The sequence below is a fragment of the Curtobacterium sp. MCSS17_005 genome (genome assembly GCF_003234225.2).
Taxonomy (GTDB): domain Bacteria; phylum Actinomycetota; class Actinomycetes; order Actinomycetales; family Microbacteriaceae; genus Curtobacterium; species Curtobacterium flaccumfaciens.
Genome location: NZ_CP126258.1, coordinates 3,744,445 through 3,758,921, shown reverse-complemented (window position 1 = coordinate 3,758,921; position 14,477 = coordinate 3,744,445). Strand labels below are relative to the sequence as shown.

Here is a 14,477-nt window from a genome sequence, read left to right as displayed (position 1 = left end):
GTCGCGCTCGTCTCCAGGGGTCGTGTCGTGCGTTCGCTGCCGGACGAGGGTGCGTCCTGCGGGGTCGGACATGCCGGGGCGTCCTCGGCGACCGCACTCGGGACCAGGTCGTCGCCGGCGGATCGTCGGTGGCTCCGGGGGCTTCGTCGACGCCTCGTTGCCGCGGAGGTTCCCACAGGGTTGTCCACAGTGTTGTCCACGACCACCTCGAGCCGTCTGACAGGAGTACTTCCCTGTCGTACCGGCCATCGGGGGGATCGATCACACCACTGTAAAGGACCGGACCGAGTCCCACCGAACGGAAGTTGTCCCCAATGTGGAGAATGGGGTCGAGGGACGCCAGACCCGACGGTGACGGCGCGACCGCTCCGGGCGGGGTTTGACCTGCTCGCCGCTGTCACGTACCGTTAACCAGTTGACTGCGGCCCTTTGGTCGCGCCCATCTGCGTCGTTCGACACCCGGACGGCTACACATACGTGACGGCTCGCCGCGAGCAGCCGTGTGGAGAACATCATGAGCAAGCGCACCTTCCAGCCGAACAATCGCCGCCGCGCCAAGAAGCACGGCTTCCGCCTCCGCATGCGGACGCGTGCCGGCCGCGCCATCCTGTCGGCGCGCCGCGCCAAGGGCCGTACCGAGCTCTCGGCCTGATCAGGCTCATCGCCTGATCCGGTCCTCGGTCTGACCCCGGCGTCGCAGTGTTGGCCAGCGCCAACCGCATCGTGCGCGGGGATGACTACCGGAACGTCGTGCGTCGTGGTCGCAAGAGCGCCACGGCGCACGTCGTCGTGTCCGTGGTCCGTCAGCCGGCAGACCGCAACGGACCGACTCGGTTCGGCTTCATCGTCGCGAAGACGGTGGGGAACGCCGTGAACCGGAACCTGATCAGGCGGCGGCTCAAGGCGATCGCGCACGACCTGCTCATCGAGTGCCCTCAGGGCTTCGACGTGGTGGTCCGTGCACTGCCAGCCGCATCGCAGGCCGGATGGCCTAGCCTGCTCGAAGACGTCACGCGCTCCTTCGCGCGCGGGGTGGAGAAGGCAGCATGAACCGCACTCTGTGGACCCGGCTTGCCTGGGTCATCGCGTTGCTCCCACGCAACGCGTGCGTCGTCGTGCTCCGGGCCTACCGTGCGGTGATCTCCCCGCTGTACGGCAACGTCTGCCGCTACCACCCGTCCTGCTCCCGGTACGCCCTCGACGCGATCCAGCAGTACGGCGTCGTCCGCGGATCCGCCATGGGCGCCTGGCGCATCGCCCGTTGCAACCCCTGGGCTGCTGGTGGCATCGACGACGTCAAGGAACGTCGTCACCCGTTCGTCGTCAACCGGTTCGGGTTCGTCCTCGCGCCGATCCCGCAGCAGCCGCACCCCGCGGTCGGAACGGCCCGGCCGGTCCTGCTCCCCCAGCGCACTCGAAAGGCATAGCCGTCCCATGGTGATCATCAACACGATCCTCTGGCCGCTCAAGTGGGTGGTCTCGGCCATCCTCGTCGGCTTCCACTGGATCTTCGAGAGCATCGGCATGGACCCGGGCGCGGGCATCACCTGGGTGCTCTCGATCATCTTCCTGACGTTCGTCGTCCGAGCAGCGTTGATCCCGATCTTCGTCCGGCAGATCAAGTCGCAGCGCCGCATGCTCGAGGTCGCGCCGCAGCTCAAGAAGATCCAGGACAAGTACAAGGGCAAGAAGGACCAGTTCTCGCGTGAGGCCATGAGCCGCGAGACGATGGCGCTCTACAAGGAGACCGGGACCAACCCGCTCAGCTCCTGCCTGCCGCTGCTGCTGCAGATGCCGATCTTCTTCTCGCTGTACTCCGTGCTGCACGAGGCCCAGATCAACCAGAAGGGCATCGGCCTGCTGACGAACGACCTCGCGGCGTCGTTCGGCAACGCGGCCTTGTTCGGCGCTCCCCTGCACGAGACGTTCACGAACGCCTCCGGGTGGGAGGTCCGTGCGATCGCGGGCTTCATGATCGTCGTGATGACGGCGTCGCAGTTCATCACGCAGCTGCAGCTCGTCGCCAAGAACATGTCGCCGGAGACCAAGGAGTCTCCGATGTACCGCCAGCAGAAGATGATGCTGTACATCCTCCCGCTGGTCTTCGTGATCTCGGGTCTGAGCTTCCCCCTCGGCGTCATGTTCTACTGGCTGGCCTCGAACGTCTGGACGATGGCGCAGCAGTACTTCGTCATCCGCAGCATGCCGACGCCCGGCTCCGAAGCAGCACTGGCCCGTGAAGCCCGCCTGGCCAAGAAGGCACAGCGTCGCGGGACCGCCACCCCGGTCCTCGCCGAAGCCGGTGCCGGCGCCGGTGCGACGGAGATCGAGCCCGTGCGCGTCACCACCCAGCGTCAGCAGCCGGTCGGCAAGCAGCGCCAGAAGAAGAACGGGAAGAAGTAAGTGACCGAGCAGGACACCGCAGGCGCCGTCGAGACGACGGACACCGAGACCGAGGACGCCCGCGACGAAGCGGACATTGCTGCCGACTACATCGAGGAGCTCCTCGACATCTGCGACCTCGACGGCGACATCGAGATCGAGGAACGCGCCGGTCGCGTGTACCTGTCGGTGACCGACGACGGTGAGGCACTCCGCGTGCTGTCGAAGCCCGACACCGTGACGGCGCTGCAGGAGCTCACGCGCATCGCGGTGCAGGCGGAGACCGGCGAGTTCAGCCGGCTCATCCTCGACGTCGGTGGCTCGCGGGACGCACGTGCTGACGAGCTCCAGCGGCTCGTGGACACCGCTGTCGAGCGCATCGAGGCCGGTTCGTCGTCGGCTGCGCTCCCGCCGATGTCGTCCTACGAGCGGAAGCTCGTCCACGACCTGGTCGCTGAGAAGGGCTTCCACTCGGAGTCCGAGGGTGAGGGTCGGGACCGCCACACGGTCGTCACCCGATGACGGACGCACCCGTCCCGACCGAGGCAGCACCGGTGCTCGAGGCTGAGCCCGCTGCGGCCACAACACTCTTCGGTGACCAGATCGAGGTTGCACGCTCGTTCACGAACGAACTTGCGCGACGGGGCGAGGAGCTGGGCCTGATCGGCCCGCTCGAGCTCCCCCGTTTGTGGACGCGACACATCCTCAATTCGGCATTGCTCGCACCGCTCCTGGAGGCCCGCGGTCGCGTTGCCGACGTTGGCTCAGGGGCAGGGTTGCCGGGTCTCGTGCTCGCAATCGCCCGTCCGGACGTCGACTTCATTCTCATCGAGCCGATGGAGCGCCGGACGGATTGGCTTCGCGCCGAGTCCGATCGGCTCGGCCTGCGGAACGTCACGGTGCTCCGCGGCCGTGCTGAGGACGTGGCGGACGACGTCGTCGTCGATCAGGTCACCGCACGCGCCGTCAGCGCCCTGTCGAAGCTCATCCCCCTCACCGTGCCGCTGGTCCGGTCGGGTGGCCAGCTCATCCTGATGAAGGGTGCGCGGGTCGACGAAGAGATCGAGAAGGCCCGGAAGGTCATCCTCCGGAAGCGACTTTCCGATGTCGAGGTGCTCGAGCTCGGAGACGGTGTGGTCGACGAGACCACCCGCGTCTTCCGGGCTACAGTTGACTGACGCTGCGGCTCGGGCCGGGTCATCCGGCCGCCAGTGGCTCCGCGTTCCACGTGAAACATCGAACCGGGGAAGAGGCACTCGTTGAGTTCATCGACCGACTACGACGCGTCGACACCGCTCGCTCGCGAGATCGCCGACCTGAATCGCCGCCGGCGTGCGATCGCCACGCAACAGTTCCCGCTCCCTTCTGAGACACGGATCATCACCGTCTCGAACCAGAAGGGTGGCGTCGGCAAGACGACGACCACGGTCAACCTGGCTGCGGGTCTCGCCCATGGTGGCGCTCGTGTGCTGGTCATCGACCTGGACCCGCAGGGCAACGCCTCGACCGCGCTCGGTGTCGATCACCAGGCGGAGGTTGCGAGCATCTACGACGTGATCGTGGATGAGGCACCGATGGCCGACACCGTGCAGGCCTCCCCGGAGTCGGACACCCTCTGGTGTGTGCCGGCCACCATTCACCTCGCCGGCGCCGAGATCGAGCTCGTGTCACTGGTGGCACGTGAGCAGCGTCTCCGGACCGCGCTCGACATGTACCTGCAGTCGCTGGACGAGCCGTACCACTACGTCTTCATCGACTGCCCGCCCTCGCTGGGCCTGTTGACGATCAACGCCTTCGTTGCCGCGCAAGAGGTACTCATCCCGATCCAGTGCGAGTACTACGCGCTCGAAGGACTGAGCCAGCTGCTGCGGAACATCGAGTTGATCGAGCGACACCTCAACCCGAATCTCCGAGTGTCCACGATCCTGCTGACCATGTACGACGGCCGCACGAACCTGGCGAACCAGGTGGCGAACGACGTCCGGGAGCACTTCGGTGACCAGGTACTCAAGGCGATGATCCCCCGCTCCGTCCGCGTGAGCGAAGCACCGAGCTACGGCCAGAGCGTCGTCGCCTACGACGTGAACTCCACCGGGTCGCTGTCCTACCTGGAAGCGGCCGCCGAGATCGCAGCACGAGGAGCGAAGCACTGATGGCACCGAAGCGAACCGGACTCGGCCGAGGCATCGGCGCCCTGATCCCGACGGCGACTGATCAGCAGGACCGTCCCGTCGACGTGTTCTTCCCGACCGGTGGCTCGCCGGCATCCGCTCCGACGGCAGACGAGCTGGTGGCCGTGCCGGGGGCACGACTTGCCAACCTCAATCCGCTCGACGTGATCCCGAACGCGCAGCAGCCGCGGAAGGAGTTCCGCGAGGAGGAGCTCCAGGAGCTCGTGCACTCGATCCGGGAGATCGGTGTTCTGCAGCCCATCGTCGTCCGGCCGATCCCCGGCGCGACGGGCACCGAGCCACAGTACGAGCTCATCATGGGTGAGCGTCGTCTGCGTGCCACGAAGGAACTCGGCCTGAGCACGATCCCGGCGATCGTGAAGGACACACCCGACGACGCGATGCTGCGCGATGCATTGCTGGAGAACCTCCACCGTGCGCAGCTCAATCCCTTGGAAGAGGCATCGGCGTACCAGCAGCTCCTCGCGGACTTCGGGATCACCCAGGAACAGCTCGGACAGCGCATCGGTCGATCGCGCCCGCAGATCACGAACACGATCCGACTCCTGCGGCTCCCCTCCCCCGTGCAGCGGCGAGTGGCCGCAGGCGTGCTCTCTGCCGGACATGCTCGAGCCATCCTCGCCGCTCCGGACGCCGAGGCGATGGAGTACCTGGCCGAGAAGATCGTCAACGAGGACCTGTCCGTCCGTGCTGCTGAGGCGATCGCGCAGCAGCTCTCCGCGAAGACGCCGGCGGCGAAGCCGAAGACCGAACCGTCGAAGCGTCAGGCCCACTTCAACGATCTTGCTGAGCGGCTCGGCGACCGCCTCAACACCCGTGTGAAGATCGCGGTCGGCGCTCGCAAGAGTTCCGTCACGATCGACTTCGCGAACGGCGACGACCTCAATCGGATCCTCGCAGAGCTCGGGGTAGAGGACCTCGAAGGCTGAACCCACCGCTGTGCGGCCCTGTGCGGCGGTTTGAGCCCCTGTAACGGCCAGCCCGGGTGCGGACACCGGTAGGTCGTTTCGGCGGCTCCAGCGGGTCCACAGCTCGCTTGGACGTGTTTGCAACAGCGTGACCGCAGTCTGCCTCAGGTGTGATGGCGGTGTCGTGACCAACAGCGGCGCGCCCTCCATGCCAGCGGTCCGAGGGACGTTCTACCGGGCTGTTGATCCGAGATTTCGCGAGTTTCCTGTTGCGGGATCACGGTCGTCGGGCCGCTACTCGAGAGCGCACCAGCCCACGTTGTACCTCAGCTCCTCAGTTGACGGGGTGCGTGCCGCGATGATCGCCCACAATGACGTCCGGCCCGAGGCGGTGGAGATCGTCGCGATCGACGTCGAGGCGTCCGGCATCGTCGACCTGCGCGAGGTGAACGCCTTGGAGGCAGTGAGCATCGACCTCGAGGACGCCTTGGCTCCTTGGCAGGCCATCGCCGGGGCCGGGGGGACACCGCGGGCGTGGACCGTGCGTGACCGCCTCATCGAAGTCGGTGCGAACGGTTTGATCGACCCATCGCGGAAGAGCCCGGGCCTCTGGCACCTGGTGCTGTTCCGGTGGAACGCGGCACAAGCGCCGAGCGTCCGTCTGCTCGATACACACCGCTTCGGCGAGTGAAGCGACGTTCCACGTGGACGTCTATGCTCGCCCTCAGAGCAGGCGGGACACGATGTGCCGGTGTTCCACGTGGAACATCGGCTGCAGGGTCAGGCGCGGTGGTCCCGGATGGCCTGCTCAGCGAGCTCGGCGTAGGTCCAGCCGAGGTCGAAGCCTGACGCCGACAACGCCTGCGGCAGCAGTGACGTCTCCGTGAGCCCGGGGAGCACGTTGGCCTCGAGGAACCAGGGTGTGCCGGCCCCGTCGATGATCAGGTCGACGCGGGACAGATGCCGGAGTCCGAGTGCTGCGTGCGCCGCCACCGCTGCCTCCGCGGCTGCTCCGGCGAACTCGTCGGTCAGTCGTGCAGGCGTGTAGAAGGTCGTCTCCCCCGCGTTGTAGCGCGCCTCGAACCCGTAGATACCGTTGCGCGGCACGATCTCCACGGCGGAGAGCGCCACGGGGCCGTCTCCGGTGTCGATGATCCCCACGGCGACCTCGGTCCCATGGATGAGCTGTTCGACCACGACGTCGTCGCAGTACGTGTACGCCGTCACCATGGCCCGGGGCAGGTCCTTGACGTCATCGACGAGGGTCACGCCCTGCGCACTTCCGCCGCGCGCCGGCTTCACAGCGAGCGGTACCGGGTGCTCGGTCGCGATGGCCTCGAGGACACCGACAGCGCCGAGCTCGCGGAACACGTCGTGGGAGAGCGTCACCGAACGAGGGGTGCGGACACCGGCACGGGCGACCAACGCTGACGCCGTCGGCTTGTCCCATGCCAACCGAGCCGACGTCGAACGTGAGCCGACGAACGGGATGTCCACGGCCTCCAGGATGCCCCGCAGGGCCCCGTCCTCACCGGAGGCGCCGTGCAGTGCCGGCCACACGACGTCCGGGCGTGATTCGGCGAGAGCCGGAAGGAGCATCGCGTCAGCGTCGCGCAGGTCGACCTGCCAGCCGTAGCCGGTCAGTGAGTCGGCGACCCGACGTCCGGAGCGGAGGGAGACGTCGCGTTCGTGCGAGATGCCTCCGGCGACGACGACGACGTGACGACGGGTGAGCTCGGCCATGCGGGGTCCTCCGGTGTGGAACTGCGGTGCTGTGCGAGCAGCACTGAGGAAAAGCGCTGATCAGGAGATGTTCGGCGGCGGTGCGCTGACGGACGACGTCTCGCGGACCACGGTGTTCGGGCGGGTCGTCGGGCCGAACGTCTCGATGAGTTCGAGTTCGTCGTTGACGACGTTGGCGAGACGCTTGACGCCCACTCGGATCTGCTCGGGCGTCGGATAGCAGAACGACAGGCGGATGTGTCCGCCCCCGCGTCCGTCCGCGTAGAAGGCCGTGCCGGGCGTGTAGGCCACGAGCTCCTTGACCGCGCGCGGCAACATGCCCTTGGAGTCGAGCGACTCGGGCAGGGTCAGCCACACGAAGAAGCCACCGTTCGGCTTCGTCCAGGACAGGTCGGGCAGGAACTCCCCCAGCGCGGACAGCATGGCGTCACGACGCTCGGCGTAGATGCCCCGGAAGGTGTCGACCTGACCCTTCCAGTCCGCGGCGTCGAGGTACGCGTTCACGACGTACTGGCCGAAGGAGTTCGGCGCGAGCACGGCCGATTCATTGGCGAGCACGAGCTTCTCGCGGATGGCGTGCGGTGCGAGCGCCCAGCCGACGCGGAAGCCCGGTGCGAGGGTCTTCGAGAAGGAGCCGAGGTACACCACGCCCTCTTCGTCGATCGATCGGATCGCCTGCGGCGCCGGCTCGTCGAACCAGAGGAGCCCGTACGGGTTGTCCTCGAGCACGAGGATGTTGTTCGACCGGCAGATGTCGAGCACCTCGATGCGGCGCTCGCGGCTCATGGTGACGCCGGCGGGGTTGTGGAAGTTCGGGATCGTGTAGAGGAACTTGATCCGCTTGCCCTGTATGCGGAGGTTCGCGATCGCCTCGCGCAGCGCCTCGGGGACGAGACCGAGCTCGTCCGTCGTTACGTGCACGGTCTCGGCCTGGTACGACCGGAAGACGCCGATGGCGCCGACGTAGGACGGCGACTCGGCGAGCACGACGTCACCCGGATCGATGAACAGTCGTGTGACGAGGTCGAGGGCGTGCTGCGAGCCCGTCGTGACCACGACGTCCTCGGCGCTGGCACGGATGCCCTCGAGGCTCATGACGTCCACGATGTGCTCACGGAGGGACCGCAGGCCCTGTCCGCCGCCGTACTGGAGCGCCATAGCGGAGTGCTCGGTCATGACACGGTCCAGGGAGCCCGTGACGAGCTCTCTGGGGAGCGCCGAGACGAACGGCATGCCGCCGGCCAGCGAGACCACTTCGGGGCGCGAGGCGACGGCGAACAGGGCTCGGACCTCGGAGGCGCTCAGCCCGGCGGTGCGCTGGGCGTAGGAGTCGTACCAGGGGTCGAGGCTGTTGCCGTTCGTCATCGAGTGCTCCGTTCAGTGGGACATTCCCGCCACACTACGACATCGGCCCGGGGAACCAGGGTTCCGCGACGGGGCCGATCGTCATCCGGTGGCTCCGGACGAGAACGGCCCCGCTCTCCGGGGAGAGCGGGGCCGTTCGGGTGGGGTGACCTACGCGAGGAACTCGGCGAGGTCGGCCTCGAGTGCGGGCTTCGGCTTGGCGCCGATGACGGTCTTGACGACCTCGCCGCCCTTGAAGACCTTCATCGCTGGGATCGACGTGATCTGGTAGTTCATCGCCGACTGGGGGTTGTCGTCCACGTTGAGCTTGACGATCTCGATCTTGCCGGCGTGCTCTTCGGCGATCTGGTCGAGGATCGGCGAGACCGCGCGACACGGGCCACACCACTCGGCCCAGAAGTCGACGAGGATCGTCTTGTCGGACTTGAGGACCTCGTCCGAGAAGGTGGCGTCGGTGACAGCCTTGGCGTTGGACATGTGTGCTCCTTCGAGAAGTCGTTCAGGGGGTACAACGGCGATGCCGTCGTGGTATTCCGAGGCGGGTCAGGCCCGGGCGGCGATGACGTCGACCATGGCGGGCTCGGTCGGGGCGACGCCCTCGGCCTCATCCGTCAGTGCGTCGTCGAGCTCGGCGAGGTACTTCTCGGCGTCGAGCGCGGCGACCGTGCCCGAACCGGCAGCCGTGATGGCCTGACGGTAGGTCGGGTCGATGACGTCACCGGCGGCGAAGACACCCGGCAGGTTGGTCTTCGACGAACGGCCCTGGACGGCGATCGTGCCCTCGGGCGCAATGTCGATCTGGCCGTGGATCAGGTGCGTGCGCGGGTCGTTGCCGATCGCGATGAACAGGCCGTCCAGGGCGAGCTCGGACTCCTCGCCCGTCACGGTGTCCTTGAGCGTGACGCCCTCGACCGCGGAGTCACCCGTGATGCCGGTGACCTCCTTGTTCCAGGCGAACTCGATCTTCGGGTCGTTCATCGCGCGGTCCTGCATGATCTTCGATGCACGCAGGGAGTCCTTGCGGTGGATGACCGTCACCTTGTCGGCGAACCGGGTGAGGAACGTCGCCTCTTCCATCGCGGAGTCGCCGCCACCGACGACGGCGATGTTCTTCTGTCGGAAGAAGAAGCCGTCGCAGGTCGCGCACCACGAGACACCGTGGCCGGACAGGCGCTCTTCGTCGGGGAGGCCGAGGTGACGGTACGCCGAGCCGGTGGCGTAGATGACCGCGAGGGCCTCGTACGTCTCGCCGGAGCCGACCGTGACCTTCTTGACCTTGCCGGTGAGGTCGACGGAGACGGCGTCGTCGTACAGGACCTCGGCACCGAACTTCTCGGCCTGTTCCTGCATCTTGATCATGAGGTCGGGGCCCTGGATCCCCTCGGGGAAGCCGGGGAAGTTCTCGACCTCGGTCGTCTTGGTGAGTTCACCGCCCGTCTCGACACTGGAGGCGACGATGAGCGGCTTGAGCTCTGCGCGCGCTGCGTAGATGCCGGCGGTGAACCCGGCCGGGCCGGAACCGATGATGATGAGCTGGCGCATGCCTGATTGCCCTTCCGTTGCGTCTGACCGGGTCAACCCATCGTACCGGCGAGGCATTCCACGCGGCCCGTGAGCGTGCGGTGCCCGGCTGGTATCAGCGGCCGAGCTTGCTGCGGAGCATCCGGACGGCGTTGCCGATCTCGCCGTTCTTCGCGACGACGAGGGCTCCGAAGTACACGGCAACCATTGCGGCCCCGGTGAGGATGATCGTGATGAGGGCACCGGTGCGGTCGGACATCGCGAACCCGGCCTCTGAGAACGCGCCGAAGAAGTTCACGACGAGGAGCCCGACGACGCCGGAGATCAGCGCGGCGATCACGAACTGGACGTGCGACCGGGTGATGACCGGACCCTCGATGCTCCCGAGCCGCTTGCGGACGAGCACGAGTGCGACGATCGTCTGCGCCGACCCCGCGATGGTGGTGCAGGCGGCGACCCCGATGCCGATGACCGAGGTGGGGAACGTCGACACCGCCAGGGCGCCGATGACGAACAGCACCGACTGGATGCACTGCATCAGGAACGGCGTCCTGTGGTCGTGCATCGCCCAGAAGACCCGCTGGATCACGAACAGCATGCTGAACAGGACGAGTCCGGGCATGTAGGCGACGAGCACGGCACCGACCTGCAGGGCACTCTCGAACGTGCCCTCGTACAGGCGGCCGAACGGGACGGCGACGACGATCAGCGCGACCGAGGCGAAGACGGTGAAGAGCCCGACGATGCGCAGGGACAGCGACAGGTTGCGGCGGACCGCGTCGAGGTCGCCGCGTTCGGCGTCGTGGCTCATGCGGGTGAAGTACGCCGTCGCGATGGAGACCGTGATGATCGAGTGCGGGAGCATGAAGATGAGCCACGCGTTGCCGAGCACGGCGTTGCCGGGCCCGTCGTCCCGCCCGAGCCAAGCGACCTGCGACTGCACGACGCCGGCGATCTGTGTGACCAGGATCATCGCGAAGAGCCAGCCGGCCGCGGTACCGGTGGACTTGAGGCCCACCCCGCGCCAGCGGAAGTCCGGTCGGAACGACAGGCCGGCGCGCTTCCAGAACAGTGGGAGGAACGCGGCCTGCGCGAAGACGCCGAGGGAGGCGCTGCCCGCGAGGAGCGCGATCTTCGCCGGCGTCCACTGGTCGAGTTCGCTGCCGCTGGTGCCGTACAGGGCGATGAACACGATGAGCCCGGCGATGGCGATGACGTTGTTGAGCAGCGGCGCCCATGTGAACGGCCCGAAGACCTGCTTGGCGTTCAGGACCTCGCCGAGCAGGGAGTACATGGCGTAGAAGAGGATCTGCGGCAGGCACCAGAACGCGAAGGCGACGGCGAGGTCGGTGGCGGCGGGACCGGAGTCCGCCGAGTTGCTGGTGTAGAACCGCACCAGCAGCGGGGCGAGTGCCGTCGCCACGATCGTGATGACGATGAAGACGGAACCACCGAGCGTCACGATCTTGTTGACGTACGCCTGCCCGCCGTCCGTGCCGGCCTTCATCGCGCGGACGATCTGCGGGATGAGCACGGCCGACAGCAGACCGCCCGCGATGAGCGCGTAGATGTTGTTCGGCAGCTGGTTCGCGACGGCGAAGGCGTTGGCCGACGGGCTCGCGTTCTGCCCGATCGCGTACGCCAGCACGAAGGTCTTCGCGAAGCCGAGGATGCGGCTCACCATCGTGCCGGCGGCGAGCATCGCGCTCGCTCGGCCGAGGCTGCGCTCGGCGACCGGCTCGGCGTCGACGTCGGGCTGGGGCTGGCTGGTGCTGATGGTCGGCTCCTCGGGGTCGCGGTCGTCCGCGACGGTGCTGCGTGCGGCGTCGGACGGGAGGCCCGGCTCGGACCCGGCGCGCGCGATGGCGTCCTGCAGGGGGCCCTGGTCCACCGCCGCGGTCGCCGCTGCAGCCGGGGCTGCGGCCGCCGCTCCGGTGGCCGCGCCGGCCGTGGACGCGGCCACGCTGGGTGCGGGGGCCGCTCCGGAGCGGTGATCCGTGCCTCCAGGCCGGGTGGTGGACGCCTGCGCGTCCCCGACCGTCGGCTGGACCGCCAGGGGGCGGTTCGGGTCGTCGTCGTCCTCGTCGTCGAGCTCGCCGTTTCGGCGGCGGATGCGCTTGCGGATGCTGCGGAAGATGCCGAAGCCGAAGATGCCGATCAGGGCGATGGCGGCGACCGCGGTGATGACCGTCTCCCACTGCGCCTGCACGTTCAGCTCGACGGTCGCGGGCTCGGCGATGGCGACGCCGGTCGGGCTCGAGAGCGACATCGTCAGCTCGACCTTGCCGTTCGCGACCGACTGCACGGGGACGGTGGCGCGGGTGGAGGAGTCGGGCTGGATCTCGACCACGATGTCGTTGCGGACGACCCGCAGCGCCGAGTTGGACGGCTGCACGGACAGGTGCACCGTGACCGGGTAGGCGGAGCTGTTGCGGATGGACACCGGCAGGGACGACCGGTCGCCGAGCAGGGTGAGACTGCTCGAGTCGACGATCCCGACCTCGGTGGTGCTCTTCGCCCAGGCGGCCGTGCGCGCCTCGACCGCGGCGGCGAGGCCCTGGTCGTCGTCGCGCCACGCGTTCGAGGCGAGCGCGAGCAGACGGAGCCGGGCCGGGGCGGTCAGCTGGTTCGGGTCGCCGAGGATCGTGGCGAACGCGGAGAGCCCCTGTTCCCCTCGGACGAGTCGCTGGAGCTGGTCGACGCGGGCCTCGCCGGTGGACGCGCTCGCGAGCGTGAGCGACCCGGCGACGGCCTTCGAGGCGGTGGAGAGGTCGGCCGGGGCGACCCAGGCGGTGCTCTCGAGGGCGTCCAGCGCCTGGCTGAGCCGGGTGGAGTCGGACGGCCACTCGCGCCCGAGGGTCAGCAGGATCGGCCCCGTGGCAGTGGCGGCACGGGCCGAAGTGGCCAGCGTCGCGGTGAGCTCGGACATCGTCGATGACCAGGTCTGCCGGTCGGTGGCGGTCGCCGCTCGGCGGAGCATCGACGACATCGACTGGTCGGAGACGAGCACGTGGTCGTCGCCGATCTTCTCGGACGCGGTGATGGTGGTGTCCGCGCCGGCCGAGGTGTTGCCGCTCGAGACGATGGTGGTCTTCGTGCCGGCACGCTCGAGGGCCGGCAGGTCGGCGGAGGACACCGTTCCCTCGGTCGGCCAGGCGATCGAGTCCATCGAGTACGGGAAGTCGAGCAGGGACTCCGTGGTCGGCAGGGTCTCCTGCGCCTGGTCGGCACCGTCGTCGGTCGTGGTGCCGTCGCTCGAGGCCTCGGTGGGGGCCGGTGACGAGGTCTGCCCCGGTGTGGCCGTCGGAGTCGGTGCCGGGGTCTCGGCACCGGGGAAGTTCTCGGACTTGACGGACTGGTCGAGGGAGATCGGCGACAGGATGCCGTCGGACCCGGCCTGGCGCAGGCCGGTGACGTCGGCGTCGGCGTAGGACAGCGCGAAGGTCTCGTTGCGCAGTGATTCGAGACGCTGCAGCCAGGTGATCGCGCTCGACGGGGCGTTGTCGCCGAGGATCCGGATCGAGGCGATGATCCGCGGGTCCACCGCCACGGCGACGTTGTGGTCCTCGGCCGCGTCGAGCTGCTGCGTGAGCGTGCCGTCCACCGAGGTCGCCGCGGCCAGCACGGGGGCGGTGAGGATGCCGTCGGTCGACTTCGGCACGGTGATCGGCATCGCGACGGAGACGCTGACCGGGGCCTGCTCGAAGTCCGGGTACCAGGTGATCGCAGAGCGGTCGACGGCGAAGGCGTCGCCCGCCGTGTACTCGGCCGCGATGCGCCGGGCGCCGAACGAGGAGTACCCGCCGAGTGCCACGTTGCCGGAGACGATCTCGACCGAGTCGATGGTGATCGAACGGTGCGCGGGGATCGCCGGGATGTCCACGGAGTCCATCGGAGCGCCGAGGTAACCGGTCGTGGTGGTGTCGCTGAGCCAGCTCGCCAGGACGTCGCGCGTGCTCACCGAGCGGAAGATGTCGAACTCCGCGGTGCCGGCCGGCAGTGCTGCGTCGGTGTCGTTCGTGACGGTGACCGACAGGGTGAGGTCCTGGTCGCGCTGGACGACGCCGCGGTTCGCGGGGGCGATCGAGATGGTCGCCTTGCCCGCGTCTGCGGCGGCCGGATCGGCGAGGTGGCTCTTGGCTGCGGACACCGTGGCGGCCGAGGCGTGATCGGTGGCGACGGGCGCGACGACCAGGCCGAGCGCGACGAGGGTCGACGCGGCTGCGGCGAGCGTGGTGCGGAGCATCTGCATACGGGGAGCGGGCCACGGGGTCGGTTCGGGCCGAGCACGAGTGTATGAGGCGCGACCATGAACAGGTCCCGTGCGCGCGCGGCTCATGGAGAACTCGGGGCCTCGATCTGGGAG

At 68.2% G+C, this 14,477-nt stretch carries 14 protein-coding genes; 9 read left to right on the top strand and 5 right to left on the bottom strand.

Translation table 11 applies throughout. The annotated features are described in order from the left end of the window. Positions 1-514 precede the first annotated feature (514 nt). The 9 genes from rpmH to DEJ20_RS18010 all read left to right on the top strand — a co-directional run bounded on the left by rpmH (position 515) and on the right by DEJ20_RS18010 (position 6,173). Positions 515-652, top strand: a complete 138-nt coding sequence (gene rpmH, locus DEJ20_RS18050; RefSeq protein ID WP_022889115.1) for a 50S ribosomal protein L34 — start codon at positions 515-517, stop codon at positions 650-652. Between the two features lie 47 nt (positions 653-699). After that, complete coding sequence (gene rnpA, locus DEJ20_RS18045; RefSeq protein WP_111234500.1) at positions 700-1,050, top strand: ribonuclease P protein component; 351 nt, start codon at positions 700-702, stop codon at positions 1,048-1,050. Further along, on the top strand, positions 1,047-1,427 hold the full coding sequence (gene yidD / locus DEJ20_RS18040; protein ID WP_017887819.1) for a membrane protein insertion efficiency factor YidD: 381 nt from the start codon (positions 1,047-1,049) through the stop codon (positions 1,425-1,427). The genes rnpA and yidD overlap by 4 nt, the downstream gene beginning before the upstream one ends. Positions 1,428-1,434: 7 nt before the next feature. After that, the gene (gene yidC, locus DEJ20_RS18035; RefSeq protein WP_111234501.1) at positions 1,435-2,403 is read left to right on the top strand and encodes a membrane protein insertase YidC; all 969 of its coding nucleotides are present in this window, start codon (positions 1,435-1,437) and stop codon (positions 2,401-2,403) included. Beyond that, positions 2,404-2,904: a Jag family protein gene (locus DEJ20_RS18030; protein WP_071248630.1), complete on the top strand. Its 501-nt coding sequence runs from the start codon at positions 2,404-2,406 to the stop codon at positions 2,902-2,904. It begins immediately after the preceding gene. Beyond that, positions 2,901-3,560, top strand: coding sequence for a 16S rRNA (guanine(527)-N(7))-methyltransferase RsmG (gene rsmG / locus DEJ20_RS18025; RefSeq protein WP_111234502.1), 660 nt, complete (start codon positions 2,901-2,903; stop codon positions 3,558-3,560). The genes DEJ20_RS18030 and rsmG overlap by 4 nt, the downstream gene beginning before the upstream one ends. Positions 3,561-3,641: 81 nt before the next feature. Beyond that, positions 3,642-4,535 carry a ParA family protein gene (locus DEJ20_RS18020; protein ID WP_269149421.1) on the top strand — a complete coding sequence of 298 codons (894 nt, stop codon included), beginning with the start codon at positions 3,642-3,644 and terminating at the stop codon, positions 4,533-4,535. Further along, a complete protein-coding gene (locus DEJ20_RS18015; RefSeq protein WP_111234503.1) occupies positions 4,535-5,503 on the top strand; it encodes a ParB/RepB/Spo0J family partition protein in 969 nt (322 codons plus the stop codon). The genes DEJ20_RS18020 and DEJ20_RS18015 overlap by 1 nt, the downstream gene beginning before the upstream one ends. 187 nt (positions 5,504-5,690) lie before the next feature. Continuing rightward, positions 5,691-6,173, top strand: coding sequence for an RES family NAD+ phosphorylase (locus DEJ20_RS18010; RefSeq protein WP_111234708.1), 483 nt, complete (start codon positions 5,691-5,693; stop codon positions 6,171-6,173). A gap of 89 nt (positions 6,174-6,262) precedes the next feature. Here DEJ20_RS18010 and DEJ20_RS18005 read toward each other — a convergent pair whose 3' ends face one another. From DEJ20_RS18005 to DEJ20_RS17985, 5 genes are all read right to left on the bottom strand, one after another. Further along, positions 6,263-7,225, bottom strand: a complete 963-nt coding sequence (locus tag DEJ20_RS18005; RefSeq protein WP_111234504.1) for a D-alanine--D-alanine ligase family protein — start codon at positions 7,223-7,225, stop codon at positions 6,263-6,265. A gap of 60 nt (positions 7,226-7,285) precedes the next feature. Continuing rightward, the gene (locus tag DEJ20_RS18000) at positions 7,286-8,590 is read right to left on the bottom strand and encodes an aminotransferase-like domain-containing protein (protein ID WP_111234505.1); all 1,305 of its coding nucleotides are present in this window, start codon (positions 8,588-8,590) and stop codon (positions 7,286-7,288) included. 150 nt (positions 8,591-8,740) lie between these two features. Then, positions 8,741-9,067 carry a thioredoxin gene (gene trxA / locus DEJ20_RS17995; RefSeq protein WP_017887828.1) on the bottom strand — a complete coding sequence of 109 codons (327 nt, stop codon included), beginning with the start codon at positions 9,065-9,067 and terminating at the stop codon, positions 8,741-8,743. A gap of 66 nt (positions 9,068-9,133) precedes the next feature. Then, positions 9,134-10,132 (bottom strand): thioredoxin-disulfide reductase, encoded by a 999-nt coding sequence (gene trxB / locus DEJ20_RS17990; RefSeq protein ID WP_071248620.1) that lies wholly within the window; start codon positions 10,130-10,132, stop codon positions 9,134-9,136. A gap of 94 nt (positions 10,133-10,226) precedes the next feature. Then, complete coding sequence (locus DEJ20_RS17985) at positions 10,227-14,363, bottom strand: DUF6049 family protein (protein WP_220034963.1); 4,137 nt, start codon at positions 14,361-14,363, stop codon at positions 10,227-10,229. Between the last annotated feature and the right edge of the window lie 114 nt (positions 14,364-14,477).

Coding starts and splice junctions, on each gene's coding strand:
- rpmH (WP_022889115.1), top strand. CDS start 515: ATGAGCAAGCGCACCTTCCAGCCGAACAATCGCCGCCGCGCCAAGAAG.
- yidD (WP_017887819.1), top strand. CDS start 1,047: ATGAACCGCACTCTGTGGACCCGGCTTGCCTGGGTCATCGCGTTGCTC.
- yidC (WP_111234501.1), top strand. CDS start 1,435: ATGGTGATCATCAACACGATCCTCTGGCCGCTCAAGTGGGTGGTCTCG.
- rsmG (WP_111234502.1), top strand. CDS start 2,901: ATGACGGACGCACCCGTCCCGACCGAGGCAGCACCGGTGCTCGAGGCT.
- DEJ20_RS18015 (WP_111234503.1), top strand. CDS start 4,535: ATGGCACCGAAGCGAACCGGACTCGGCCGAGGCATCGGCGCCCTGATC.
- DEJ20_RS18010 (WP_111234708.1), top strand. CDS start 5,691: ATGCCAGCGGTCCGAGGGACGTTCTACCGGGCTGTTGATCCGAGATTT.
- DEJ20_RS18005 (WP_111234504.1), bottom strand. CDS start 7,225: ATGGCCGAGCTCACCCGTCGTCACGTCGTCGTCGTCGCCGGAGGCATC.
- DEJ20_RS18000 (WP_111234505.1), bottom strand. CDS start 8,590: ATGACGAACGGCAACAGCCTCGACCCCTGGTACGACTCCTACGCCCAG.
- trxA (WP_017887828.1), bottom strand. CDS start 9,067: ATGTCCAACGCCAAGGCTGTCACCGACGCCACCTTCTCGGACGAGGTC.
- trxB (WP_071248620.1), bottom strand. CDS start 10,132: ATGCGCCAGCTCATCATCATCGGTTCCGGCCCGGCCGGGTTCACCGCC.
- DEJ20_RS17985 (WP_220034963.1), bottom strand. CDS start 14,363: ATGCAGATGCTCCGCACCACGCTCGCCGCAGCCGCGTCGACCCTCGTC.